Annotated in this window: 23 protein-coding genes; 8 read left to right on the plus strand and 15 right to left on the minus strand. The window is 43.0% G+C overall.

Annotated features, from left to right (window positions below):
• Positions 1 to 3: 3 nt before the first annotated feature.
• The 5 genes from MHB37_RS17015 to MHB37_RS17035 all read left to right on the plus strand — a co-directional run bounded on the left by MHB37_RS17015 (position 4) and on the right by MHB37_RS17035 (position 7,311).
• Positions 4 to 1,629: an ABC transporter substrate-binding protein gene (locus MHB37_RS17015; protein ID WP_340393698.1), complete on the plus strand. Its 1,626-nt coding sequence runs from the start codon at positions 4 to 6 to the stop codon at positions 1,627 to 1,629.
• Positions 1,630 to 1,653: 24 nt separating this feature from the next.
• Positions 1,654 to 4,125 carry a PfkB family carbohydrate kinase gene (locus tag MHB37_RS17020; RefSeq protein WP_405168285.1) on the plus strand — a complete coding sequence of 824 codons (2,472 nt, stop codon included), beginning with the start codon at positions 1,654 to 1,656 and terminating at the stop codon, positions 4,123 to 4,125.
• Positions 4,122 to 6,401 (plus strand): GH32 C-terminal domain-containing protein, encoded by a 2,280-nt coding sequence (locus MHB37_RS17025; RefSeq protein ID WP_405168286.1) that lies wholly within the window; start codon positions 4,122 to 4,124, stop codon positions 6,399 to 6,401. The genes MHB37_RS17020 and MHB37_RS17025 overlap by 4 nt, the downstream gene beginning before the upstream one ends.
• Before the next feature lie 118 nt (positions 6,402 to 6,519).
• On the plus strand, positions 6,520 to 6,807 hold the full coding sequence (locus MHB37_RS17030; RefSeq protein ID WP_405168287.1) for a hypothetical protein: 288 nt from the start codon (positions 6,520 to 6,522) through the stop codon (positions 6,805 to 6,807).
• A 117-nt stretch (positions 6,808 to 6,924) separates the two neighbouring features.
• Positions 6,925 to 7,311, plus strand: a complete 387-nt coding sequence (locus tag MHB37_RS17035) for a hypothetical protein (RefSeq protein ID WP_405168288.1) — start codon at positions 6,925 to 6,927, stop codon at positions 7,309 to 7,311.
• Between the two features lie 344 nt (positions 7,312 to 7,655).
• On the opposite strand, the gene MHB37_RS17040 is transcribed toward MHB37_RS17035, so the two are convergent.
• Positions 7,656 to 8,213 carry a hypothetical protein gene (locus tag MHB37_RS17040; protein ID WP_405168289.1) on the minus strand — a complete coding sequence of 186 codons (558 nt, stop codon included), beginning with the start codon at positions 8,211 to 8,213 and terminating at the stop codon, positions 7,656 to 7,658.
• 13 nt (positions 8,214 to 8,226) lie between these two features.
• Between MHB37_RS17040 and MHB37_RS17045 the strand changes: the two genes are divergently transcribed.
• Positions 8,227 to 8,838, plus strand: a complete 612-nt coding sequence (locus tag MHB37_RS17045; protein WP_405168290.1) for a sensor histidine kinase — start codon at positions 8,227 to 8,229, stop codon at positions 8,836 to 8,838.
• A gap of 20 nt (positions 8,839 to 8,858) precedes the next feature.
• The gene (locus tag MHB37_RS17050; RefSeq protein ID WP_405169610.1) at positions 8,859 to 8,948 is read left to right on the plus strand and encodes a hypothetical protein; all 90 of its coding nucleotides are present in this window, start codon (positions 8,859 to 8,861) and stop codon (positions 8,946 to 8,948) included.
• 481 nt (positions 8,949 to 9,429) lie between these two features.
• Here MHB37_RS17050 and MHB37_RS17055 read toward each other — a convergent pair whose 3' ends face one another.
• Positions 9,430 to 10,047: a TetR/AcrR family transcriptional regulator gene (locus tag MHB37_RS17055; protein ID WP_076302995.1), complete on the minus strand. Its 618-nt coding sequence runs from the start codon at positions 10,045 to 10,047 to the stop codon at positions 9,430 to 9,432.
• Positions 10,048 to 10,186: 139 nt separating this feature from the next.
• Positions 10,187 to 10,945 (minus strand): SDR family oxidoreductase, encoded by a 759-nt coding sequence (locus tag MHB37_RS17060; protein WP_076302996.1) that lies wholly within the window; start codon positions 10,943 to 10,945, stop codon positions 10,187 to 10,189.
• A gap of 495 nt (positions 10,946 to 11,440) precedes the next feature.
• Here MHB37_RS17060 and MHB37_RS17065 point away from each other — a divergent pair, with 495 nt between their 5' ends.
• Complete coding sequence (locus MHB37_RS17065; RefSeq protein ID WP_076303015.1) at positions 11,441 to 12,109, plus strand: SDR family oxidoreductase; 669 nt, start codon at positions 11,441 to 11,443, stop codon at positions 12,107 to 12,109.
• 2,319 nt (positions 12,110 to 14,428) lie between these two features.
• Here MHB37_RS17065 and MHB37_RS17070 read toward each other — a convergent pair.
• From MHB37_RS17070 to MHB37_RS17125, 12 genes are all read right to left on the minus strand, one after another.
• On the minus strand, positions 14,429 to 14,956 hold the full coding sequence (locus tag MHB37_RS17070; RefSeq protein WP_081383441.1) for a putative immunity protein: 528 nt from the start codon (positions 14,954 to 14,956) through the stop codon (positions 14,429 to 14,431).
• Between the two features lie 15 nt (positions 14,957 to 14,971).
• The gene (gene asnB, locus MHB37_RS17075; protein ID WP_405168291.1) at positions 14,972 to 16,849 is read right to left on the minus strand and encodes an asparagine synthase (glutamine-hydrolyzing); all 1,878 of its coding nucleotides are present in this window, start codon (positions 16,847 to 16,849) and stop codon (positions 14,972 to 14,974) included.
• Positions 16,850 to 16,996: 147 nt separating this feature from the next.
• Positions 16,997 to 17,935 (minus strand): alpha/beta fold hydrolase, encoded by a 939-nt coding sequence (locus MHB37_RS17080; protein ID WP_076190247.1) that lies wholly within the window; start codon positions 17,933 to 17,935, stop codon positions 16,997 to 16,999.
• A 278-nt stretch (positions 17,936 to 18,213) separates the two neighbouring features.
• The gene (locus tag MHB37_RS17085; protein ID WP_036676956.1) at positions 18,214 to 18,426 is read right to left on the minus strand and encodes a DUF896 domain-containing protein; all 213 of its coding nucleotides are present in this window, start codon (positions 18,424 to 18,426) and stop codon (positions 18,214 to 18,216) included.
• Positions 18,427 to 18,488: 62 nt separating this feature from the next.
• Complete coding sequence (locus MHB37_RS17090; protein WP_248548678.1) at positions 18,489 to 18,905, minus strand: MarR family winged helix-turn-helix transcriptional regulator; 417 nt, start codon at positions 18,903 to 18,905, stop codon at positions 18,489 to 18,491.
• 189 nt (positions 18,906 to 19,094) lie between these two features.
• Positions 19,095 to 20,189 carry a HAMP domain-containing sensor histidine kinase gene (locus tag MHB37_RS17095; protein WP_036676951.1) on the minus strand — a complete coding sequence of 365 codons (1,095 nt, stop codon included), beginning with the start codon at positions 20,187 to 20,189 and terminating at the stop codon, positions 19,095 to 19,097.
• Positions 20,190 to 20,270: 81 nt separating this feature from the next.
• A complete protein-coding gene (locus MHB37_RS17100; protein ID WP_076184854.1) occupies positions 20,271 to 20,909 on the minus strand; it encodes an ABC-2 transporter permease in 639 nt (212 codons plus the stop codon).
• 17 nt (positions 20,910 to 20,926) lie between these two features.
• The gene (locus tag MHB37_RS17105) at positions 20,927 to 21,562 is read right to left on the minus strand and encodes an ABC-2 transporter permease (RefSeq protein ID WP_405168292.1); all 636 of its coding nucleotides are present in this window, start codon (positions 21,560 to 21,562) and stop codon (positions 20,927 to 20,929) included.
• The gene (locus MHB37_RS17110) at positions 21,555 to 22,424 is read right to left on the minus strand and encodes an ABC transporter ATP-binding protein (RefSeq protein ID WP_076126629.1); all 870 of its coding nucleotides are present in this window, start codon (positions 22,422 to 22,424) and stop codon (positions 21,555 to 21,557) included. The genes MHB37_RS17105 and MHB37_RS17110 overlap by 8 nt, the downstream gene beginning before the upstream one ends.
• A complete protein-coding gene (locus MHB37_RS17115) occupies positions 22,421 to 22,801 on the minus strand; it encodes a GntR family transcriptional regulator (RefSeq protein WP_076126630.1) in 381 nt (126 codons plus the stop codon). The genes MHB37_RS17110 and MHB37_RS17115 overlap by 4 nt, the downstream gene beginning before the upstream one ends.
• A 156-nt stretch (positions 22,802 to 22,957) precedes the next feature.
• Positions 22,958 to 23,635 carry a succinylglutamate desuccinylase/aspartoacylase family protein gene (locus tag MHB37_RS17120; protein WP_076126632.1) on the minus strand — a complete coding sequence of 226 codons (678 nt, stop codon included), beginning with the start codon at positions 23,633 to 23,635 and terminating at the stop codon, positions 22,958 to 22,960.
• A gap of 180 nt (positions 23,636 to 23,815) precedes the next feature.
• Positions 23,816 to 25,114: an alpha-glucosidase/alpha-galactosidase gene (locus MHB37_RS17125; RefSeq protein WP_076303657.1), complete on the minus strand. Its 1,299-nt coding sequence runs from the start codon at positions 25,112 to 25,114 to the stop codon at positions 23,816 to 23,818.
• Positions 25,115 to 25,254: the final 140 nt, after the last annotated feature.

The raw sequence follows: 25,254 nt of genomic DNA on the forward strand, positions 1-25,254 counted from the left end.
AAAATGAGTTCTTTATTTAAAAATGCGGGGATTCTGGTATTAGCAGGAGCGTTTGCGCTGAGCGGATGTTCGGGTAACGGTAACGGGACAAACAATCAGGCGGAAAATTCCAATCAGAAAGACAATTTCAATGCAACCGGTCTTCCCGTTGTAAACAAACCAGTGTCGTTAAGAATGGTAGCCCCGAAGGCGGCCCTGGCACCAGAGTTCTCAGAGATGGAAATCTTCAAGCGGCTGGAGCAAGAAACCAACGTGAAGATTAATTGGGAGAACATTCCGGATACCGATTATACAGAAAAGAAAAACCTGCTTCTCGCAAGTGGCGATTTGCCGGATGCCTTCTATGCAGCCGGATTCACTGATTACGAGCTTATCAATTATGGTGAAGATGGAACGCTAATTCCGCTGGAGGATTTAATTGATCAATATGCGCCTAACCTGAAAGCGCTTCTGGAGCGCCGTCCTGATATCAAATCATCGATCACAGCGCCGGATGGGCATATCTACGGTCTGCCGTCCTGGGAAGAAAACAACCTTGGAACCAACCCTTTCTTTCACGTCATTAATAAAAGCTGGCTGGATAAGCTTGGCCTAAAAGTACCGGAAACGCTGGATGAATACACGGAAGCGCTGCTTGCCTTCAAAACAAAAGATCCGAACGGCAACGGCAAGCAGGATGAAATCCCGTTAAGCTTTATGCACATGCAGTGGTGCATGGATATTGCCGGACTATTCGGGGCCTTTGGTCTTCCGGATAATCTGGAACACCGTGTCGTCCGCGATGGAAAAGTCATTTTCACCGCAACTCAGCCTGAATATAAGGATGCTTTGAATTATTTCCATGAAAAATGGTATAAGCAGGGCCTGATTGATCCGGAATCCTTCACTCAGGATGCAGCACAGTATCTGGCCAAAGGTAAAACGACAGATGAGACGCTGGGATCTTATGTCTGGTGGGAAGCCGAAGAAGTTGTCGGAACCGAACGTGCCAAGGATTATGTGCTATTGTCTCCGCTTAAAGGCGCGGATAGCGAGCAGACGATTGGACGCGCTAATGGCGGCGGTCCGGGGCGCGGGTCTTTTGTCATTACCAAAGAGAACAGCAATCCAGAAATCACCATGCGTTGGATTGACCAGCAGTATGAACCTTACATGGCTGCTCAAATCCACTGGGGACCACTGGATGTCGTGTACAAGAAGGACGAAAACGGAAAACTGGTGAATTTACCGCTTCCTGAAGGAGCCTCAGCAGGTGAATTCCGACAGAAGGTTGCTCCGGGATCAGGTGCACCCGGTATCATTACTTTCGATGACTTCGGAAAAGTGGTAGATATGGAACCCCGGGCTCAGCAGCGAGCTGAGGACCTGGAGAAATACTACAATCCGTATATGGAAAAAGAAAACTATCCGAACATCTTCTTTGAGCCGAAGGAACTGGACACCATCAATAAGATTGAGCCGGAACTGATTAAATATGTAAATACCCAAAGAGGAAAATTCATTGTGGATGGCGGCGCAGATGAGGCGTGGGACAACTACATTAAAACACTGGAAAAGATGGGCCTGAATGAACTGATGGAGATCTATCAAAAAGGGCTGGATCGCTATAATGAAAATCTGAAAAAATAAATAGAAGTTAGGTGGGGAGAAACTGTGCTTGATGTCATCGCTATAGGGGAAGTATTGATAGACTTTACACCGGCAGGCAGGACGACTGGGGGGAATGATCAGTTTGAATGCAATCCGGGGGGAGCTCCGGCTAACGTAGCCGCAGCGCTATCCCGCCTGGGGGCCAGATCAGCACTGATCAGCAAAGTTGGGGAAGACCAATTCGGTTTATTGCTGCAAAATGCTCTGCGTAACAGCGGGGTAGATGTAACAGGAGTTTCGGTTACCAATGAAGCGAGTACAACGCTGGCCTTTGTCCATCTGGACGATCAGGGGGACCGGTCCTTCAGCTTCTTCCGGAAACCGGGGGCGGATACCTTCTTACACTCGCAGGATGTTCCGCTGGCGCGGATTGAAGCATGTCAGGCGCTGTATTTTGGTTCGTTGTCGATGACCCATGAACCTGCTCGCACGGCTACCAGGACGGCAGTTCTTAAGGCGAAGGAAGCAGGAGTTCTACTGTCGTTCGATCCTAACATCCGGTTTTCTTTATGGGAGAGCAAGGAAGAAGCCAGACAGAATATTTTTTGGGGCCTGAATTATGCTAATATTCTGAAAATCTCAGAAGAAGAGCTTTCTTTTATAACCGGAACTAGTGATGTTGAACAGGGTTCACAAGAGCTCCAGCAGAACTTCGATATCATGCTCATTATCGTCACTCTAGCGGAAAAAGGCTGCTATTACCGTTTGGCTGGTCAAGAGGGATATGTACCGGGCTTTAAGGTCAAGACCATTGACACAACAGGAGCCGGTGATGCTTTTCTGGGCAGTATGTTATTTAAGATTCTGGAAAGCGGAAGCTCTTTACAGGATTTGACCAAGCTGCAAATCACCAACATGCTGACCTTTGCCAATGCCGCCGGAGCGCTGGTAACCACACGAAAGGGGGCTCTTGGGTCCATGCCAACGACAGATGAGATTAACGATATGATAGAGTCCAGAAAACAATTCAATGATGAGCGGTTCAGACCGGGGTTTCATTTCACACCTCCCTCAAACTGGGCAAACGATCCCAACGGATTAGTCTATTATGAGGGAAGCTATCATCTATTCTATCAACATCATCCTTACGGTAATAAATGGGGACCAATGCACTGGGGCCATGCTGTCAGTGAAGACCTGATTCAATGGGAGCACGCGCCTATTGCTCTATTCCCGGATGAGCATGGAGCGATCTTTTCGGGATGCTGTGTAGTGGATTGGAATAACAGCAGCGGCTTATTCGAAGATTCAGATGGACTGGTCGCGATCTTTACGCATGCCGATAACCATTCGGACACGGGGCAGCCGCGCCAGCGGCAGAGCCTGGCTTACAGCAGCGATAAGGGCAAGACCTGGCATAAGTATGACGGAAATCCGGTGCTGATCGAGGAAGAACTGATAGACTTCCGGGACCCTAAGGTGTTCTGGCATCCGCAAAGTGAACGGTGGATTATGGTGATTGTCGCTGGAGATCATGCCCTGTTCTACGCATCCGAGAATTTGCGTGAATGGTCGCTGACCGGTGAATTTGGTATAAATGAAGGGTCACATGATGGCGTCTGGGAATGCCCTGATCTGTTTCAACTGCCGGTGGATGACACCGGGCGTTCAAAATGGGTGCTGATCATCAGCATCGGAGATAATCCCAATTGTCCAGAGGGATCGCGTACGCAATATTTTATTGGAGAGTTCGATGGAAAGACGTTCATCAATGACAATCCTGCGGATCATATACTGTGGCTAGACTATGGAAGAGATAATTATGCGGGAGTTACCTGGTCCGATATTCCGGAGCAGGATGGACGCCGCGTAATCATCGGATGGATGAGCAACTGGAAATATGCCAACGAGACGCCTACCGGCTCCTGGAGAGGTGCAATGACTTTGCCCCGCGCCTTGTCCCTGACTAGTAAGAACGGAAGTGTCGTGCTGAGCCAAATGCCTGTTCGGGAAATAGAGCAGCTGCGTAATGAATCTATGAGCTGGAACGATGTCACAGTTACGCCGAAGACTCCTTTTATACAGCAGACGAATAGTGATCTGTTAGAAATTAAAGGAGAGATTGATATCAAATCCGGGGACGAGATATGTATCCATCTGCAATCTGGCGGACAGCAGAGCGAAATTATTATCGGATATGACCCTGCTAAGGAATGGCTGTTTACCGACCGTTCAGAAAGTGGTCTGACTGATTTCCACCCGGCGTTCGCAAGCCGTCACGGTGCCAGCCTGGCCGCTACGAACGGTAAGCTTAAGCTGCACATCTGGCTGGATCGCAATGCAGTTGAAGTTTATGCGGCTAATGGTCTGGTTGTGTTAACCGATCAGATTTTCCCGGATGCTCCGATTGAGAATATTCAGATAAGTACACAATCAGGACAGGTTGTCCTGAACTCGCTTCAAATCCATACGCTGAAGTCCATACAGATTCCGAGTGTTAGCACAGGGCAGTCTTCAGGGAGGAATGAGGCATGAGTAGCCAAGTCGGTAACCGGGGACTAATGATGCATTGGGCTTTTGATGAAGGGACCGGAGCGAGCGCTATGGAGAGCGTCACTAAGACGGTAGATGAGATTCATTATGTATTCAACAACGCAGAGTTTACCGACCCTTGTACTCCGCTGTGGAGACAGGGGGTAACAGGAAGTGGTCTCCTCTTCGATGGTTACTCAACATATATTGCTCATTCTGTCCACGGAGAAGAGTGTAACGGAGAGCCGGAATTTCTATCGGCTCTCAGCATTGGGGTTTGGGTTGCCCCGCGCACCTATGAGTGGGGACATGAAGGCAAACTGGCTGCCATAGTGAACCGCTACAATAACAAGGCTAAGCAGGGATATCTGCTTGGCATGTTCCGTCACGGCTCCTGGTCCTTCCAAATCGGGCTTGAGGGAGGAGAATGGAAGGAAATCTGGTCGCCGGACGGCTATGAACTTCCTAAGAATGAGTGGTCTTATGTGAACGCTGTATTCGATGGAGAAGAGGGTGAAATCAAGCTGTTCCTGAACGGCACCGAAATCATATCGGCAGCGGTGCCCCGCGGTTCCCGCCTGGCTGAGGCGTTGGACACGGATCTGTTCATCGGCAGGAATAATCACAGCAGCAGGCTTGCCGAAGTGTTCAGCCTTCATATGTTCAGCGGGATCATGGATGAGTTGAAGATTTATAACCGTGCCCTAAGTAATGAGGACGTAGCAGCTTTTTATCAGGAAGTGTTGGATTCCGCACATGGAGGCGTCCGGCCGCAATTGAGATATGACGACATCAAGCTGGATCGTACACCTCTGCTTACGGATCGGCACAGACCGCAGTATCATGTCAGCCCGCCGGCACATTGGATGAACGAGCCTCATGCGCCAATTTATTTTGAAGGGCAGTATCATTTGTTCTATCAGCACAATCCGCAAGGACCGTACTTTCATCATATCCATTGGGGACATTGGGTGAGTGAAGATCTGGTGCATTGGCGTGATCTTCCTGTAGCGCTGGCACCTGAGAAGGATCAGCTCGCACCGGACGGGATATGGTCTGGAAGTGCAACCTATGATGCAGAGGGACTGCCAGTGCTGTTCTTTACGGCAGGCAATGATAGTGTTTCACCGAATCAGAGCGTCGCGCTTGCCCGTAGCACTTATCCGCAGGATGGAGACCCGGATCTCATTACGTGGATTAAACACCCGGTGCCGCTCATCGTGCAGCAGAAGGGAATGGGTGCATTCGGAGATTTTCGGGACCCGTTTGTGTGGAAGGATGAGAACGGCTGGTATGCCCTGGTCGGGTCAGGGATTGAAGGCGAAGGCGGGGCAGCGCTGGCATTTACCTCGCAGGATATGCTGAATTGGACATACAAAGGGCCTTTCCATCAGGCGGATATTCAGAAGTTCCCTTATCTTGGACCCATTTGGGAGTTGCCTGTACTTCTTCCCTTAGGCACTGACAACAAGGGGGAAAACAAGCATCTTCTGCTGGTTAGTCCTGTAGGAAAGGGTGCCGATGTTGAGGTATTCTATTGGATCGGGCAGCTGGATCAAGACAATCTTTCATTTATCCCGGATCTAGAAGAACCGCAATTGATAGATGTCGGTGATTTCCATTTTACCGGTCCGAGCGGCATGGTTGATCCGAAGACTGGTCGAAATATCGTCTTTACGATTGCACAGGGTGATCGTACTTCTAAATTGGAATACCAGTCAGGCTGGGCTCATAACGGCGGCTTGCCGCTAAACGTCTATTTGCGGGAGGATGGGCGGCTCGGAGTCGAGCCGGTTCAGGAGCTAGAGTCGCTGCGCGGTGGGAAACGATTATCGCTCCGGGACACGTCATTGGCTGAGGTAAATGTACAGTTGAGGGATGTTCAAGGCGACATGCTTGAGATTCAATTGGAACTGGATCGAGGCAGTGCCACACAACTCGGAATCAAGGTCCGGTGTACACCGGATGGAGAAGAGGAAACGTTGCTGTATTATGATTTTAATGAAGCTAAGTTCCTTGTCGACCGTACGAAAACGACACTGCATCTAGGTGAAAAGTGTAGTGGGGTTCAAGGAGGGAAGCTGGAATTGTTAGGTGAGAATCTGAAGCTGCATATCTATTTGGACCGCTCCATGGTCGAAGCCTATGCCAACGGTTTGAAAAGCCTGACGACCCGGGTTTATCCCAGCCGTAAGGATGCATTAGGGCTTGAGCTCTGGGGAGATGGTAAGTCATTGGTGAAGTCCATGGAAATATGGGATATGAAGTCTATTTGGTAACGCGGGGCGCCCAGGCGCTCCTTACCCCATGAAGAAAAAAAACGCCTCAAATAAGTAAATCACTAAATGGAAGCGCTTTATTTTGGCGTGAATAAAAAGTGACTAAGGAGGCTTGTTAATGAGGGATGCCAACAGTAGTAAATCTTGGATCTTCAAAATGGTTGTTGGGGTTATGGCTCTTCAGCTTATGACTCCGGCAATCCAGGGTACAGCCGCAGCAGGAGTTGTATGGGAAGGTGGGGAAGCTTCTGATCTAAAGGCGGACATAGGATCGTCAGTTACAGATACGGTCTACCAAAATACAAGTAATGGTTTGGGATCATCCGTAACGGATACGGTCTATCAAATTGAGAATCCAGGCTTTGAAACTGGAGATATGTCAGGCTGGACGGTTGTCAAAGGCTAAGCGTTCGATCAGGACAGTGTATCGGACGAAACCACTTGGTGGGGGGAACAAATTCCGTACAACCAGGAAGGTTCCTTTCATTTAAATGGCTGGAAGCATGACGAGGCTGCGACTGGCGTGCTTCGGTCCAGCACCTTCGAGCTGGGCGGCAGCGGCTGGATCAGCTTCAAGCTTGGCGGTGCGAAAAATCCAAACAAGGCCTATATAAATGTCGTGGAGGCTGAATCGGGCCAAGTGATTGCGAGGTATGGCAACAGCGCCTTCGCTGACGTTGGCTTCCCGAATCCCGCACAGGGTTTGCGGCTTGCCAATATGGAGCAATATAAGGCGGATCTTTCCGAATATTTGGGCAAAAAGCTGTATGTGGAGATCGTTGACAATGCAACTTCGGATTGGGGCGTAATCTTTGCGGACGCCTTCTTCATGTACCATGAAGCCGAGCCGGCTGAAGGAATCGCCGCCACGGACATCAAGCCGGATTTCAAACGCCACCCCATCGTTTGATGGTGCATATGTTTCCATATGCTCTAACTTTAGACCTGTACATTCGGAAGTTCGTCAGTTCAGTCTGTTTGAACGTTCTTACCACCGAATCTACCTGTACTTCAAACCTCATGTTCTGTAAAACATGACGTACGCAGGATTATTGGCGGGATGGTTTCGGGATACATGGTTCCGTCATTCCCAACCTCGGTTGTAAAGTTAAGATTACTGAAGTAATCTTCTGCTTTTCACACTGTTTGGTGCTTATAGCAGAACTTGTCGTACTTCTCCGTTAGATTAATGTTGTATGTCACTAATGCTGTTTCCGATCCGGTAACATTCCAATATGTCTCTGCGACAAGACATCATTTGCGTACGCTATCGTATACAGAATCGAGATATGCGATAGCAGCTTGCTCAGCAGTTTTCCTGCGTATCAGTCCTTCAGTATCTTGACGCAATCTTCTATAAATTTTTATGGAGAATTTCAGCGCGTGGTAACTGCTTGAGGCGTCGTGGAGCGGAAGTGTCTCTTTAAGCTCTTCTATTTCGTGAGCGGCATATTGCTCCAGCCTACGTACTCCTGACGGAAGATGCCGGATATCCATAAGAATCAGGGACCCGAGCACGGCACTTCGTATGTAAGAGAGCAAATCAATGAACTCGAATAGTTCTCCTCTGCCTAACTTCGTTGCTCCATAATGCACCCATACCCAGAACCGATCCTCAATCCATTGAGGAGTAGGGGTAGGGTACGAAGGTGATGTCTCGGTGATTATTGAATGGAGCGAATTGTCGTGCTCCCAAAGTACGAGCGGATTCTCGACTCGTACTGCCAGCTCCGATGAGGAGATGAACTTCAAATCGACATGGAGCGGCTGAGGTCCATACAGAATCGGTGTCGGCGCGTTATTATCTATCATCGCAGGTTACTCTTTGGCTAGACGGGCGCTCATACCAATTCAGAAGGCTTGGGATAAGCAGCAGCAATTCGTTGCAGATGCCTCTCACGAGTTGAGAAGTCCGCCCTCGGTCGTCCGAGGGCAAACACAAATATTGTTACGCCATCCCGATCATACGATCGAGGAAGAAAGTGCTCCAATTTCAGCCATTCTGAAAGAAACCAAAAGAATGAGCAACATGGTAGACGGCCTACTTCTTCTGGCAAGAGGCGATTCACATGAGGAAGTTATCTCATGCAAACCTGTGCGAATTGACGAGATCATTAAAGAGATCGCCAAAAAAATGGAGCCAATAATGGATTACAAGCAGTTGCGGGTACAGCTTCATGTCGAAGGCTCGGAATTGCTCATGAATGGAGATGAGAATCGTCTCATACAGTTGTTCATGATTTTGTTGGACAATGCCATTAAATATACGCAGGCGGATGGGCAAATCGATCTTGAGTGTCTTAGGCAGGGGAAATCAGTTCTTGTAACCGTCAAGGATAACGGAGTGGGTATTTCGGAACATGAATTACCACTCGTATTAATCGCTTTTATAAGGGAGATTCCTCTAGAAGTAGAGGGGATCACTGAGCAGGTTTAGGGCTATCGATCGCACGTTGGATCGTCAATCAACATCAAGGTACTGTCCACATTAGCAGCGGGGTAGGGTGTGGTACGACAGTTATGATTCGTTTTCCGCTGATTAGTTAAAAAATAATAGTACTCTTCAAAAGAGACTTACAATTGTTGTCGGGACTTTTGGGGATATCTATAGAACGCAGCAAAGATCGCAAGGCTCTAATTAATGATGTGGTTATTGCTCGGAACTCGGAAGAGGAAGTGATAAATAGATCAAATAATATAAACTTCTAGATTGTGAGACAATCATCCTGTCGAGGGACAAGAACTTGTACCGATTACCGGAATGGACAAGAATATAGCCCGATTACAGATTAGATGTATATCTAAGTAGATTATGAGTCTCTATTGAGTGGCTACCACACTAAAGGTTGGATTATGACAGAAAGTGCGGAGAACCGCATCACAGATAGAGGTGAGTTCTCTGAAGCAAAAGTCGCTCTAAAAATACGGTGATAATCAATAAACCCTGATGGTTCTTCATTTCTACAAAGAACGTAAATAAACGAATAAGAGGGAGTCTCATATTGGGAGATCTCTCGTATTCGTCTTTTTAATCGGCATACTTGTTTATAATCGTATGAGCAGCCTCATCCGCTATTTGAAAAGCCTGCTCTCGTGAAATACTGAAATCAAGCAGCAACATTTTTGGCCATAGCACCTGCCCGGAAATGAGACTCATAAATTCGTTGGCCGTTTTTGATGCATGCGGCAGATTTATATTACCCAATTGAACTTCATCTACTAAATATTGCGTCAATTTCTGATGCACGGCGCCTTCGCCCAGTTCATAATGAAAAAGACTGAGCTCGGGGAACTGCTTGGCTTCTGCAATGACGACCCGGAATAAAGGAGCCATTCCATCACGAGTCAGCACGCATGCGTAGTCTCGTCCGAACTTTATTAATCCTTGCAGGGGAGAGCCGAGCTCCGGTGGAAAGTCCCATTCGGGATCAAGCTCCCAAAAATGCTTGACGATGGTTTCAAAAATCAATTCCTTCGTCGGGAAATGATTGAAAAGTGTACCTGTAGAGAGACCAGCAAGTTTTGCAATCTGAGCTAAAGTAGTCCGCGCATACCCTTTTTCAAAAAACAGTTCTTGTGCAGCGGCAATCGCGCACGCCCTTTTTTCTTCCTTTATACGTTCATGGTAAGTTGATTTAGTTCCCATAATTCCACTCCAAAGTTGGATTTAAGTCTTATCAGAGGGATAGCACCCTCTTCACTACTATACAACAGTTGATCGTGTTCTAAAAGAAAAAGCTACCTAAGCACCCTCGGAGGGCTTAAGCAGCAATAGGGCTAACCTATTAGAGAATCGTTTGAGCGCCATCCAGAACCAAGTCAACGCCAATGGTGAAGCGTGACTCATCCGAAGCCAGATAAACAACAGCTTTGGCAATCTCTTCGGCAGTACCCATGCGTCCAGCCGGAATCCCGTCACGAATGCGGTTAATAACCATCTCACGAATTTCGTCAGACACGCCTAGCTTGTTCTTATCGTAAAGCGGGGTATCAATCGGTCCAGGACTCACAGTATTGAAGCGAATTCCGTGAGACGATAATAAGTCGGAATTCCAGGCTTTGGTCAGAGTGGAAATGGCGCCTTTAGTAGCCGCATAAGCATTGGAATGTGCATATCCGGCATGAGAACTGCTCGATCCCATTAAAACGATAGAGGATGGGTTCGCCATCACTGGAGTTAATGCCTGCATTAAGAAAAATGGAGCTTTTACGTTGATGGCAAACAAGCGGTCAAAGGCTTCTTCATCGATTTGCTCGAATGGACGCCAGTCAGATACGCCTGCGTTTAAAAAGGCAATATCCAGTTTACCAAAATGTTGTTCAACTCGATCAGCCAGTTGACGTTGAGCATTGAGGTCTCGGGAATCTGCCTGAAGCACAAGGACTTGATTTCCAAGTTCCTTTTGCGTTTTTTCTACATTTGCCGGAGTTACTCCGGTGACAATCAATTCAGCACCTTCAGCCAGAAATTGTTTGGCTGTCTCCAAGCCAATTCCGCTGGTGCCACCCGTAATAAGTGCTCGTTTACCATTAAGTCTAGTCATGTTAAAACCTCCATCGCAAGATACTTACAAGGACAAATATAAGCGAACAATAATGTAAAGTCAAGTAACTCAACTTTATATATTTTTTCTTATGTGATAAGATCATTTTGAGCACAAGAGACTGTGAATACAGAATTAAAGAAGTTTTTTATTCGTTTAGAGAAAGTGAAAGATGGACACTGACAAATGAGGGAGGAGTAGTCCTGATGGGACATCAGCTAAATAGGTTCAATGTCTGAAGATCGTTATCAAGTAGGAGAAGCCGGGAGGGCTTCCACTGTCTAAATTAGATACAAATAATCGTACAGAAGAGTATTTGTATCTATAGGAAATTGACTCCCATTTGCGATTGAAGTCACGAAAACCAATCGTTTTGTTTCAGAGAATAGAAGAAGGTTGATATGGTTTTGAACTCTTATGCAACTCTTTTTGGCAATGTTGGGCTATATCATGACTATTAATGTCTCTATGGAAGGTGAGTATACATTGAAAACAATGGTTATTATCGGTGCAGGACCAGGTCTGGGATTCTCGCTGGCCAAGACTTTTGGAAAAAACGGTTTCCGTATCGCCCTAGTTTCAAGAACACAGGAGAAATTGGACAAATATGCAGAGCAGCTTGGTGAGATGGGAATTGAAGCTCAGGGTTTTGCTGCCGATATCACTAACAAAATGCAACTTATGAGAGCTTTTCAAGAAATTAAGAATACGTTCGGTACAATCGATGTCTTGGAGTTTAGCCCGCATAGTGGAAATGTTACTACAACATCTGTTCTGGAAACGACTGATGAGAGCGCACTTCAATTTTTTAACAATGTTGTCATCGGAGCTATTAATACAGCTAGACAAGTCTTTCCAGAAATGATTGAACGGGGTGAAGGAGCACTTCTTTTCACAAGCGATCTTTCCGCAATGAGTCCAAGCTCGATGTTTGGAAATTCGGGTATCGCCATGTCTGGACTCCGAAACTATATTCTTAGTTTACACGAGCGTTTGCTTCCTCTTGGAGTATTTGTGGGCCATTTATCCATTAGTCCTTTAATCAAACAGGGTACAAGTTTTGATCCTGATCAAGTGGCTGAGGCTTGGTACAATCTGTATGATAAAAGAACAGAGGTAGAGGATACTTTTCCTAAAGGAATCATGCAATTTATCAAAAAATAAATAATTGCTAAGGTCTTTAAAAGCGATACTTTGAATTTTGTAACCCCGGCCAAAGCGACTTTATCAAAAGCGTGCCATTCACAGCTTTCCCTATTTAGTGGATCAAAAAAGCGTTAATCTCCTTCTCCTTGCTCGTTTTCCATGATAGTTGCCTGCTTTCGGTATACGGCAAATGAATATGAAATTCCCCCGAGGCACTGAATATAGGGTGCTTGCCGAAATTCGCATCCGTACGGACTTGACGTTCAGATATAGCTTATAGTCGATAGATTGAATTTCAAACGCTTCTAACGTATACTCCGAATACGCCGTAGTAAATACAATTCGCGCTTGAGGCATGATCGTCCGAATTTTTCTTGCCGCCGAGGTCCCCCTCAAACCTAGCATCTGAATATCCCAAAAAACGGTGCCAGCAGGCGTTGTCCGGAGAGGCTCAATCGCTCGAATCCGATCCATATACCGCCCAACTACCATCAGATCCCCGATCTTCACCTGTTGTATTTTAATGATTTGGATAAGAAATATCCGAAAATCATCAAAGAGCTCGAAGATTAAAAAACAAGCTGACGTATAAGTAATGAAATCATCCCATAATAGACAGGAAGTAATCTGTCTATTATACGGAACATCTTATGAGTGACATGAGGAAAGACTATAATAAACCGCCAAAAGGTTGAATATAAAATGTAGTACGAGAAATGATGTCGGACGACAATAACAACAGAAGTCGCATAGTTGGTCATACACACCCAATCAAGAAGACAAACTTAAAAAGTCCCTTTTAAACAGCAACCGTTTCTCGGTATTAAAGCGGGGGAACGGTTGCTTAATTTTCTTAGAGATCTATTCTGGTTATAAAAAGAAACCAAGGATAGCCTTGATCTGAAGGAGAAACGGGAATTTCATACAGGAGAATTCAAAGGTATCAGGACAGCAAATCTTGATGCCTTTTTGTTTTATATACAGGTCAAAAATGAAGTTAGCGAGTCAAATTATATAGGTAACTAATAAAACAGAAGCGTGCTCACTCAATCTACGACATGTAATTTTCGTATTACGCAGCTCGTCAGCTAAAAGCACTGGATGTTCTGACGCATTACATATAACTGGAGCTGCACTCCAACGTTTTACTAGTTAGAGTGCAGCTCCATGAAAATGAGTGTTTTCAATTACTCTACGATAGGAAGATCTGCGGTATTCATCGGAACTGGTTCAGTACATGCTGGTTTTCCCGCCATAGCTTCCGATTCAAACGACTTGAGAGACCGAACAACTCAAGCGTAAAGTGGAAATGGGGGCCTTTGCGTCAGCATTTTCTATATTAACGCTGGTACTGATCTCATGGAATGCACGAAAGGAGAAGGTCCAGGAGACTGAACGAATCTCCAAATTGTCCGCACGGTATTATCGGCTTGCTCTGGACAAAGGTGAGACTATATTGCATTGGATAAGGAAGTGGAGCTTCTTCATCATTACCTGAATATCGAATGCTCCCGCTTCGTGATTCAACTAGATTATGACATCCAAATTAAGGTTCTACAGGTGATTATCGAGTCATCCCCAACATACTTCAGGTACCGGAGCACAGTATTCAATGAAAAAGCAATTTGTATTTAATCCGAATTGCTTTTTTACTGCGAGAAAGGGGAGGGATCTTATAAAAATAACAGAACGAAAATCGAGCTATATCTAAGGAACCCTTAGCATCGCAGGATTATATTGGTCATCCATTTAAAATCAGAGAACTTAAAGCTACAAAAGTCAGTTGATAAATATGTAAAAAGATTAAGTTTTTAAAACCCGTTTATTTTTCATCTTTTGAAAATTAACGGGTTTTTATTTATAATAAAGAAGCGTTTTTAGTATGAAGGGAAGAACACCGTAAATCGTCAATGGGTACAAGTTCTTGTCCTCAGACAAATCCATAAGAACTATGTATAATCTAAGTAGAACGCATCTTAGTGACATATGTACAAAATACGGGTTTTGTGAGGAAGTAGTGTATAAATTAATGGAAGCAACCAATTAGTTCCATAATATTACTAATTAGCTATCCATTACTGATATCTAAGCAATGTTCAAAACTGTTCAAAATCGCCGCCCTTTCCTAAGCAATTGATTCTTATTTAGTAATCGTATTATCTAAAACGAGTATTAAGCTTTTAAGCTCATCAAGTCACGCATAAAACTTTAAGTACTAATAATGTTTTTATTGTTTGCATTAGATTACATAACTCTCGATCATATAAAAAGTTAACTATTCCCAGTATTTAACTTTTATAATCATCCTCATACATGTTCATCTTTAAAGCTTTAATTTCAAAGCAACTCTTCAGCTATCCTTAATTGTCTTTCCCGTTCTTTAGTAGCTGCCTCTGCAACTGAAGAATGATCTGATATGTAATTCACCAGTTTTACTGCATAGTCACTGCAAACCATAGCGTGTCCTCGCATATGTCCAGTTGCAATGGCTTGTGCAAAAGAACGGGCAGCATACTTACTAGCCTCGGTTGTGGACTCTTTGGCTAATTCATTGACAATAAATCCAACTTTTCTTAAGTCAAAGGCTCTAATCTCACCAGTTATACGCTTTTCTAGCGTTTCTATACCTAAATCAATCCGCGGGTCATTTACAAGCTGCTGGACCAGATGATCCAGGTGCTCAACTGCTACTTTCAAAGCCCATTTGGCCAGAAACTTCTGCGGCAGCTCTTCAAGCGTTTCTTCAAGCCGATTTCTTAATTCATGGTTATCTACAATCTTTATCTTTGGACTAGTATAAGTAAACATGTTAGTTTCTCTTAATTGCTGTTCATGTTTATTCCATGCATATTCCTCAATATTCAACGAATCACTCCCCCATTACAACACGGCACTATTTAATTGCTTCAGATCTTCTTTTATAAAAAGAGTGTACCATACTGAAAAAATGTAAATTATCCATATTCTACGCGAATAGTCGCCTTTATTACTCCGATGCTGGGCAAACATCTCTTCGATGATATTCATATTGAATATTTCTTCAATGCCACTATAGCGTATTTGTTCAAACATTATATCTGAAATTGGAGTTTTGAGCCAATCACGAATGGGCACGGGAAATCCTAGTTTTGGGCGATTCACTATAGCTTCCGGAACGATTCCTTCCATAGCTTTACGCAAAGCAAGTTTTGTTGTTTTTTGCCCAATCCGATTGGACACAGGTATTTTACTAGCCGTCTCGAAAACCTCTTTATCTAAAAACGGGACTCTTAATTCTAATGAATGTGCCATGGACAGCTTATCTGCTTTTGATAAAATGTCTCCAGGTAACCAAAAATTCATATCAATAAACTGCATTCTTGTCGTAGGGTCTAGGTGAGCTGTCTTATCATAAAAAGGCTTAACGATATCCGTGGGATGTAAAAAGCTATTCTGAGCGTGTACCGATTCGTGGAGCAAGTTCATTTTACCGCTTTTGTTAAAAATATTAGCATTTCCGAAAAAACGCTCTTCTAAAGGTGTCAGACCTCGAAGTAAATAATTTTTCCCATAAAAATGATAGGGATATACGGATAATGATTTTCGTAACGAATCCTTTATAAAGTTAGGCATCCAGGTTATCGGTCTTAAAGCATTTGGCTCTCTATAGATTCTGTATCCTCCGAATAACTCGTCAGCGCCTTCCCCTGATAGGACAACCGTAACATGTTCTTTGGCAAGCTGGTTTAGATGATAGAGTGCAATGGCAGAAGGATCCGCTACAGGTTCATCTAGATGCCAGACCGTTTTCGGGATACTTTCAAAAAAGTCTTTTTGCGATAAGATGTGAAAATAATGATCTGTCCCCAGTTTGTCTGCTGTTTGATTTGCAATGATTGTTTCATTGTTCAGCCCTTCAAATCCAATCGAAAAGGTTTTTGTTGATTCTTCTGCTCTCATCATTGCAGCTATTGCGGTGGAGTCAATTCCACTGGACAAAAAACATCCTCTATCCACATCACTTTGTAAATGAAGGTTTACAGACTCTTTCAATTTCCACTGAATTTCTTCAGCATAGTCTGCTAAAGATCGTTCTACCGGTTGAAAATGGGGTTCCCAATATTTCTCGATCTTCATTTCACCATCCGAGTTAACAAATAATCGCTCCGCAGGTCCTAATTTATGAATGTGTTCAAACATCGTATCAGGATGCGGGACATACTGAAAAGTTAAGTAGCTGAATAAACTTTGATATTGAAGCTTTCTGGGTACCCCTTGCACTGCAAGTATGCTTTTAATTTCCGAAGCAAATAAAAGATTATTTTCGTCTTTGTAATAATAAAAAGGTTTGATTCCGAAATGATCTCTAGCAGCAAAAAGAGATTGTTCCCTAAGATCCCAAATCGCAAAACTAAACATTCCACGTAAATGATGGACACAGTCCTTGCCGTATTCCTCAAATAAATGCACAATGACTTCTGTATCTGATTGCGTCTGAAAGTGATGTCCTTTTAGCTTTAACTGATCTCGTAGTGTTTTATAATTATAGATTTCACCATTAAAAACAATCCAAAGGGTACGATCTTCATTCGTCATCGGTTGATTACCATCACGTAAATCAATTACAGACAATCTGCGAAAACCAAGTCCAATGTGAGAATTGAGCCATACTCCCTCATGATTGGGACCTCGGTGATTCATAACCCCTGTCATTTGTTTTAAGGTTTCTTCCTGTGGTGGCTGTCCATTATATTTTAATATTCCTGCTATTCCGCACATACTATGGTAGTCCTTCCTATAATAAAGATTAGGATATAGAGTGCCCATAATTGCTTTGATAAATTTATCATTTTTTTCTAAAGGATTCACTTATTTGAAAATACAAAAAAAGAAAAGCCTGTATTAGCAGGCTTTTCTCATTCATTCTTACTTTATCTCTCCCATAAAGCTTCTAAAGTTCTCGACAATGTCTTTAGATCGGGTATGGTGCAAATAATGCTCCCCATCAAGCAACATCAATTTCCCGTGTAAGGAGTCTTTAATCTGTTCTTTATGCAGGGATTCCCAGCCTGGAACATCCGTATTTTCTTTCACTAGGAAGAAAATAACAGGAAGATCTTTAGGGAAATTTAATGTTTCCGTGACTTTGAAATTACTTTTAAAATGCTCTGCTTCGCTGATGATATTAGGATTCATCATGTTTTTAAGTGAAATCATTCTATTTTGTTCTTTAGTTTCCTCATCATCACTTGGTGTAACGATTTGGGCTGGATTGAGCTTTACCAGCAATCTCATAAATCCTGAGTTTTTAAGCAGCTTATAGGTTCCTGATGGAAATTCTTCATCGTTGCCCCCTTGTGTGGGTACGCTGCTGTCTATGCCTACGAATGCACTAACTTCGTTTTCGTATTTGTTCACATAGTCCAGTCCGTAAATTCCCGCTATAGAATGTCCCATCAGAATATAACGATCTATCTTTAATTCTTGTAAAGCTTCATGAAGCTCACTCACGATATTGTCGACCGTTCGTTCTTTTGTGGTGACATCGCTTAGTCCATAACCAAACGGTTCAACTACTACAACTTTATAGAAAGGAGTCAGTTCATCTACAAGTGGTTTGAAATCAATTACGGGTGATGCGGTTCCAAACCCTGGGAGTAACACGACTGTTTCCTTGCCTTGCCCTTGTATGGTAACATTCATCTTTTTCCCGTCGACAGGTACAAGCTGACCATAGGGTTCTATTTTTCCTTTCTCCACTTTATTGCTGATCACATTGACTGTAAAAACGATGACCAGAAAAAGTGCTAGGAGTATGACTATAGCGACTATTACTTTAAGTAAAATTAATAATGTTTTTTTCATACTTTCATTTCCTTCCTTGATGTTTCTTTTAGTTTCTCCAACTTCTGCACCCCTTCATGTTATCCCTTATCTTTTGTCTATTTCATTCTAACAATCCAGTCTTAGATCCTGTGTAACGCAAGTTTAATTGATTCTTAACTTTCAACAGCTCCTAATGATAACGAATTAAGCTTCTGTTAAGATTTATATAACAAAAAACACCTCTAGATATCCGTCGATCAGCCATAGGCTAATCTAACGTTATCTAAAGGTGTAGTTTCCACTTATTAGTTCATTGATTATTTACGCGCTGCACGAAGCTTCTCAGGGGTTACGTCATTTCCATCCGGATCTAAAATTGTCACTCCAGAAAGACTGTTACGAACTTGTCCACGAATTTCACGCAGATAGTCTTCACGCAATGCGATCTGTTCAACCCATTCGCCTTGTGTCAAGCCTACTTCACGTTCTTTCTTAGCTAATTCATTGATGCGAGTCAAACTTGTAATCATCTATGTTCCTCTTTTCTTAGTTTTAATTAGCTTACTAACGGTTATGGCGATTAGTTCCAGATTCAAGCTAAATTATCGGCCATTTGTTTCATAAGTCTTCTTAATAATAAACGTTCTTCAGGTATAATTCCGGCTAGTAATTTATCCAGCTGTTTGTTCCAGATCTGTTCCACAGGTTCGCAGAGATTACGTCCGGCTGGGGTTAGATACACTCGGCTAACTCTGCCATCTTCAGAATCTCTTTTTCGAACAACAAACCCATGATTTTCAAGAGATTTCACCATATTTGTTATGGTTGGAGGCTCACAATTCAAGCGTTCACTTAGCTGTATTTGTGTCATTCCATCTGTTCTCCATAACCGGCATAATAACTGTTCTTGACCCACATGAAGATTAAGTTCTCTAAGCAGTTCTGCATAATCTCTACGCATTTCCGCTGATATTCTATCCAGTAGTTCCCTTATCTCATCTTCTATCACAGATATTTCCTCCGTACTGCCTTACAAATTACTTAGCAAGCTAATAATATCACGATTTATTAAAAATTTCAAATAAATGTCCGGTAACGTTCATCCTTTCTGCTGACCAAACCATTAAAAAAGGAGTAAAACCACAAGATCACATAGATCTCGGTTTTACTCCTGCTTAGTCGACACTTGACTTCGTTCTCAATTATTTTGTGGAAGCCGTACTTCAAACATCGTCCGCACTACACTGCTTTGTGCAGAAACTGTTCCAGCATGTTGTTCCACAATGTTTTTAGTGATAAATAAGCCCAGTCCCGTACTCCCTGTGGGATGCGTTCGCGCTCGATCCCCGGTGTAGAACATATCAAAAATACGCGGCAGCTCTTCCGGATCAATACAATCTCCATAGTTAATGATCTCAATAACGACTTCGTTTTCCTCTAAATACCCATGAATATCAATAAATTGACCGTCGCTTCCATATCGCGCTGCGTTGGTGAGGAGATTCTCAAATACACGTGCCAGCAGCTCACCGTCACCCTCTATCTTCAGAGGTTGGGTTACATCTAAGCGGGAAGTAAGACCATTTTTCTCAAAAACGGGATATAACTCTTCATTTAACTGCAAAAGAAGCTCACTCAGGTCGATCGAGGTTTTTTCAAGCGTAAGTTTACCATAGTTCATTCTTGTGATTTCAAATAGCTCATCAATTAATTTTTCCAAACGTTGAGATTTAGTATAAGCGATCGTTGTATAATGTCTGGTCTGTTCTGGCGTTAATTCATTGTCCTTAAGGATAAAATCCAAATAACCTATAACGGAGGTAAGTGGTGTACGCAGATCATGTGCCAGATTTAATACAAGTTGATCTTTACTGCTCTCCGCAAAGTCGCCCCGCTCAATAGCTTCCTGAAGATGGTCAATAGCCAGATTGATATCATGGCCAATAAGGCCGAATTCATCTTTAGATGGGATATCTACCCGCTCCGAGAAATCACCCGACGCCAGCTGATGGATCCCTTTCGAGATTTCCTTGAAATAATTTGCATATGGTTTAGTAAATATAAAAAAGAATAAGATGGCCAAAGGAATGAAGATAATCAAAAACGCATTAACATCACCGATATCCCGCATCAAGTAGCGAACTTTAGTCAATGGATTTTCTAATAAGACCTCTGATCGATAATATCTCTGCAGAATTTTATAGATTGAAAAGGTAATTCCACCGGATACAAGCATACTGGCCATCAGCAGCATAATCATTTTTGTGCGAAAGCTATAGATCATTTTAGGCATTGGTTGTATACCCTTCCCCTACTATTTATCTTTGTAGTGACAATGGTATATGAATTCATTCAAAATCTCAAATCCTTCGAATCAAAGATCTTTCCGCACAAAAATCCGCAGAGAAATGATATATGAACAGCTAAGCAAGAATACATAAGCCAGACCTAGGATTATAAAGGGAATGACCGTACCTTTCACTCCAAAACTCAGCCATCTGTTCACATCAGGTATCCACTGGATCAAAAAGCTAAACACGTTCGGTCCAAACATAACAATCATCATAAAAACAAGATTAACCACTTGCGCTCCCTTTGCCCCTAACCAGTAATGAATCGGTAAATAAAGCATCGCAAGGAGAGGGAAAATGGATAACGTAATACCAACCTCTTGCCAAAAATGAGGGGTTACGGCTTTACCTGTTACAATAATCAGGAGATAGGTAAAGGACGTGGCTGCCAGCCCAACAAGCGCATACGGAAGGATCGAAAAATATTTGGCACGGACAAGCTCTTGTCTCCTTACAGGGAGATTAACGAGAAACCGTTGCGTCATCTGCTGAGTATCCATTGAGCAGGAGCTTATCAATAACAGCATGGGTGGCATTACCGTAAATAAACTGAAGCTATGATAGTTCGAATAAGCTATAAAAATAAAAAAGGGGATTAGCAGCATCAGAAATTTACGCAGAAGAATGAAGTCTTTTTGAATTAAAAAAAATGATTTATACACTTTACGTCCTCCTTAGCTTATAACTCTTCCTTGCTAAACAATCGTAGTGAAATCCTATAAGAGCAGTACAATATGGAGAGATAAACAATCCCTATCAAACCAATCGGCAACAGATGATCCTGCAGCTTTATGTCGGTAATTGTTAAGAAAAAGGATGAATTTGAGAGTGAAGATCCAGTGTTCAGGGTGGTAATCGTTATTACTACATTAAAAAGGATATTGAAGTAATAGTTTTTGGAACCAAGCCAATAATGAATCGGCAGATAAATAGACGCAGCCAAAGGAATCATAAGTAACGTTAAAGATACCCCTATCCAATAAAACGGGCTAATGGAATATCCAAATGAAAAGGAAATTAGTAACAAAGCTAAAGAGCAAACCAAACCGATGAAACAATAAGGAATAAGTGATAAGTATTTAGCCAAGATAATCTCTTGCCGTCTTACTGGTAACCCTATCACAAACTTTGTGTTGTTATTCTGTGCATCCATAGAACAGGAGTATACGAGCAACAGTAAAGATTGAAAAGTAGCAAACATGCTGGAGTTATCCAGTTGAACATATGCGATGAACAAGATACTCAAGAGAAATATAGGGATAAAATTCCGCAGGAGAATAAAGTCTTTTCGAATCAGCAACAAGAGATTAAACATACAAAGCGTTTCCCTTTACCGTAAAATACATGATTTCTTCCAGAGTAGGTGTTTCGCATATGGCATGACCTCTAAAGAAGTGTTCCCCCTCAGAGCGATTGTTCAGAAGACCCTCGAAACCAACTTCCGTCTCTCTAAGCCCGATGAACCATTTTCGTACATCCCGATCAAGCAACTCTTTATTGCCTTTTACCAGCATGTATTTGTTGGCTAGAGATTCTTTCATTTCATTAAATACTAGGTGCCCTTCGTTCACAAAAACAATATAGTCCGCGATCCGGTCCAAATCAGTCGTATTATGCGTTGAAAAAAGAATAGACTTCTTCTCATCCTGGATATGCTCACTAAGCAAATCAAGCAACTCTCTTCGGAATATAGGATCAAGTCCTGCAGTAGGTTCATCCATAATAAGCAGATCTGCACCATGTGATAAGGCAATGGCGAGCGAATACTTCATTTTCATTCCTTTGGAGAGCTCCTTAATCTTTTTCCGCGGGGAAAGCTTGAACATCTCTATGTATTTCCTATACGTTTCTTGATCCCAACGACTATAAAAAGGAGCAATAATCTTACTCATCTGATCGATGGTTAATTGATCGTAAAAGTAATTTTCATCGGAGACATAGCCAATCCGATCCTTATTCTCTGCTTCATGGATAGACATCTCCTGGTCAAAAATCTTGACGCTGCCATGATCAGGAAACACCATCCCCATCATCATTTTTATTAATGTTGTTTTCCCTGCCCCATTCGGTCCAATTAGCCCCGTGATATACCCTTCTTTGATACCGAACGTAAGTTCGCATAGGCTAAAATGGCCATATTTTTTAGATATTTGGTCCAATTGAATGACTTCTTTCATTCTGTCTCCTCCTCATAAAGCAATTTCAACATCTCACTAAACTCAGCAAAATTAATCCCCAGCATTTTACTCTCGTCGATAATCTCCTTCATTTTGTTCTCCATAATCCGTAGCCGTTGTTCCCGAATAAACTCCTGATCTGCACCAGAAACAAAGGAACCTTTCCCCACAATTGAATTGATAAGCCCTTCTCTCTCCAGTTCTTCATAGGCTCGTTTCGTTGTAATTACGCTAATCTGCAGCTCTTTGGCTAATAGCCGGATAGAAGGTAATGGGGTGCCAGACACTAACTCTCCTTGCAGAATCATCTGGCGGATCTGGCTGACAATCTGTGCATAGATGGGTTCACCGGAAGTGTTGGATATCAATATGTTCATGTAATCGTGCCCTCACTCCTAGTTTATGTGTTATCAATGTATATATGTAATATATACACTATACCCATTGTTGTCAATTACCTTTCTTGTATCGGCAAAAAAGCTGATTCCTAGGATCTAAGAACCAGCTAACACAGTTATCAGATATTTTCTCTATCACAATAATCCCGCACTTTTTAAAAAACGGCTAACAATATCTATCTGATAGCGAATCCGCAGCTCACGATCAAGGCTCCAGCAGGTTTCCACAGTAAATGCTTTAGCCCCTAATATACGGGTAACGGCTGCCCTTGAGGAGCCGGGGCGCTCCCGTAAACGGATATTAAAATGATAAGCGGTTTTGGGAATCGTTCGATTAATGCCTTTGATGACACGTTTTGCTGTACCTGTTCCTCGGCTTCCCGGAGTGACGATGATCGACTGGCCAAGTCGCTTCGGATTTTTTTGTGACAACCCATTTGCTTCATGAAGATCCAGAAACCAGGTGGGACGATATCTTAGTACTAGCTGTAGCAAAGCTGAAGCTAATGGATGTTTTGCCGCCGTTTTGCTAGAACGTGGAAAGGTGCGGTTTAAATCGGGTACACCTCTGATCCGTTTGCGGTAAGCTTTTTGATTCATTAGAGGTACTACAATGATCGTGCCCCGGTGTATATACAACCTTCTCTGGTTAAAATGTTCTACAATGATCTGTGCGGCACGAATACTTCCTGTCTCATTCCCATGTATCCCCGACACCACCATAAAGACAGGACCAGGAAGCTCACCTCTAATCACATAATAAGGAGTAGCATAAGCTGTGGACGATGCTAAGGTATAGCTTTCAACGATCATAAAGGATCACCTCCACATTTAGATAATCCATATATGTGTATTCCGATGTCTCCCAGTTGTCCTAGACAGATAAGCAAGAAGAAACGACGTGGTCTTTTTTAAAGATAGCATTCGGTTTTCGTAGAAATACAATCAAAAAAAGCCTGATTTCTCAGGCTTCCTTAGTCCTAACTAGTTAATTTATTTATACGCCGGGAGCCAGTTTCCATGGGCTGTGATCAGCTCGTCGCACATATTTGTAATGTCATCCATCGACAATTCAGCTGCTGTATGTGGATCGAGCATTGCGGCGTGATAGATATGCTCTTTCTTATGGGTAATCGCTGCTTCGATCGTTAACAACTGTGTATTAATGTTTGTACGATTCAGTGCGGCGCACTGTGGAGGCAGATCTCCCACGTAGGTCGGAGTTACTCCGCTTCTATCTACTAAACAAGGGACCTCTACACATGCTTCTTTTGGCAGATTAGTGATAAGACCTGTATTCATAACATTGCCACCTATTTTGAAAGGCACATTAGTTTCGATAGCTTCCATAATATAAGACGCATATTCATGCGAACGTTCATGTTTAAGTTCTTTGTTATTAACCAATTCTTCACGCATTTGTTGCCAACGTTCAATTTGATCTACACAGCGGCGTGGATACTCGTCGAGTGGAATTTGAAACCGTTCGATAAGCTCTGGGTAATTACGTTTGATAAAATAAGGATGATACTCTGCGTTATGTTCCGAAGATTCCGTAATGTAGTAACCGAATTTAAGCATCATTTCATAACGGACCATGTCTCCGTGATGTTCTTGTTGCTTCTCAGCGGCACGGCGTTTAATTTCCGGATACAAATCCTCGCCGTCTTTAGTAACCTCCAATAACCAAGCCATATGGTTAATCCCAGCGATCTTAGCCTGAACACCTGTCTGATCCATACCCAGATGCTCGAACAAGCCCGGAATACAATGCTGCACACTATGACATAATCCCACCGTCTTTACACCGCCATAGGTATTCATCACATTGGTCAGAACTGCCATAGGATTCGTATAGTTCATAAAGAGTGCGTCCGGACAAACCTCCCGTACATCCGCAGCAAAGTCCAGCATCACTGGAATAGTACGCAGGTTACGGAAAATCCCACCTATGCCAACTGTGTCCGCAATCGTTTGCCGCAAGCCATATTTCTTCGGAATTTCAAAATCTGTGATGGTGCAAGGATCGTAACCTCCCACTTGGATTGCATTAATGACATATTTAGCTCCACGCAAAGCTTCTTTACGATCCGTATAGGATTTCACAACACAAGTGCTGCCGCTGCTCTCTTTTATATTATTTAGCATATTCTCGGAATCTTTCAGGCGTTGTAGATCAATATCATACAGGGCAAGTTCAAACCCTTGCAGGGCTGGCGTTCTCATACAATCTCCCAACACGTTTTTGGCAAATACGGTGCTACCCGCTCCGATAAATGTAATTTTAGACATGTGAAATATTCCTCCTTATAGGTGAGGTGAACGGTATTAACATCGCAGTTTTATGGAATAGAGTAAACTATAATTCCCTTATAAACACTAGGATGTCAGGTCATAACCGTCTGCTCTCTTCACTAATCACTATAAATGAG

The organism is Paenibacillus sp. FSL H3-0286, assembly GCF_045040705.1.
GTDB lineage: Bacteria > Bacillota > Bacilli > Paenibacillales > Paenibacillaceae > Paenibacillus_AQ > Paenibacillus_AQ odorifer.

What these genes read in the sequence shown, in the direction of transcription:
- MHB37_RS17085 (WP_036676956.1), bottom strand. Translation starts at nt 18,426, where the DNA reads ATGATTACAAGTTTGACTCGCATCAATGAATTAGCTAAGAAAGAACGT.
- MHB37_RS17115 (WP_076126630.1), bottom strand. Translation starts at nt 22,801, where the DNA reads ATGAACATATTGATATCCAACACTTCCGGTGAACCCATCTATGCACAG.
- MHB37_RS17065 (WP_076303015.1), top strand. Translation starts at nt 11,441, where the DNA reads ATGGTTATTATCGGTGCAGGACCAGGTCTGGGATTCTCGCTGGCCAAG.
- MHB37_RS17080 (WP_076190247.1), bottom strand. Translation starts at nt 17,935, where the DNA reads ATGAAAAAAACATTATTAATTTTACTTAAAGTAATAGTCGCTATAGTC.
- MHB37_RS17055 (WP_076302995.1), bottom strand. Translation starts at nt 10,047, where the DNA reads ATGGGAACTAAATCAACTTACCATGAACGTATAAAGGAAGAAAAAAGG.
- MHB37_RS17125 (WP_076303657.1), bottom strand. Translation starts at nt 25,114, where the DNA reads ATGTCTAAAATTACATTTATCGGAGCGGGTAGCACCGTATTTGCCAAA.
- MHB37_RS17040 (WP_405168289.1), bottom strand. Translation starts at nt 8,213, where the DNA reads ATGATAGATAATAACGCGCCGACACCGATTCTGTATGGACCTCAGCCG.
- MHB37_RS17015 (WP_340393698.1), top strand. Translation starts at nt 4, where the DNA reads ATGAGTTCTTTATTTAAAAATGCGGGGATTCTGGTATTAGCAGGAGCG.
- MHB37_RS17095 (WP_036676951.1), bottom strand. Translation starts at nt 20,189, where the DNA reads ATGCCTAAAATGATCTATAGCTTTCGCACAAAAATGATTATGCTGCTG.
- MHB37_RS17060 (WP_076302996.1), bottom strand. Translation starts at nt 10,945, where the DNA reads ATGACTAGACTTAATGGTAAACGAGCACTTATTACGGGTGGCACCAGC.
- MHB37_RS17105 (WP_405168292.1), bottom strand. Translation starts at nt 21,562, where the DNA reads ATGTTTAATCTCTTGTTGCTGATTCGAAAAGACTTTATTCTCCTGCGG.
- MHB37_RS17120 (WP_076126632.1), bottom strand. Translation starts at nt 23,635, where the DNA reads ATGATCGTTGAAAGCTATACCTTAGCATCGTCCACAGCTTATGCTACT.
- MHB37_RS17030 (WP_405168287.1), top strand. Translation starts at nt 6,520, where the DNA reads ATGAGGGATGCCAACAGTAGTAAATCTTGGATCTTCAAAATGGTTGTT.
- MHB37_RS17110 (WP_076126629.1), bottom strand. Translation starts at nt 22,424, where the DNA reads ATGAAAGAAGTCATTCAATTGGACCAAATATCTAAAAAATATGGCCAT.
- asnB (WP_405168291.1), bottom strand. Translation starts at nt 16,849, where the DNA reads ATGTGCGGAATAGCAGGAATATTAAAATATAATGGACAGCCACCACAG.
- MHB37_RS17025 (WP_405168286.1), top strand. Translation starts at nt 4,122, where the DNA reads ATGAGTAGCCAAGTCGGTAACCGGGGACTAATGATGCATTGGGCTTTT.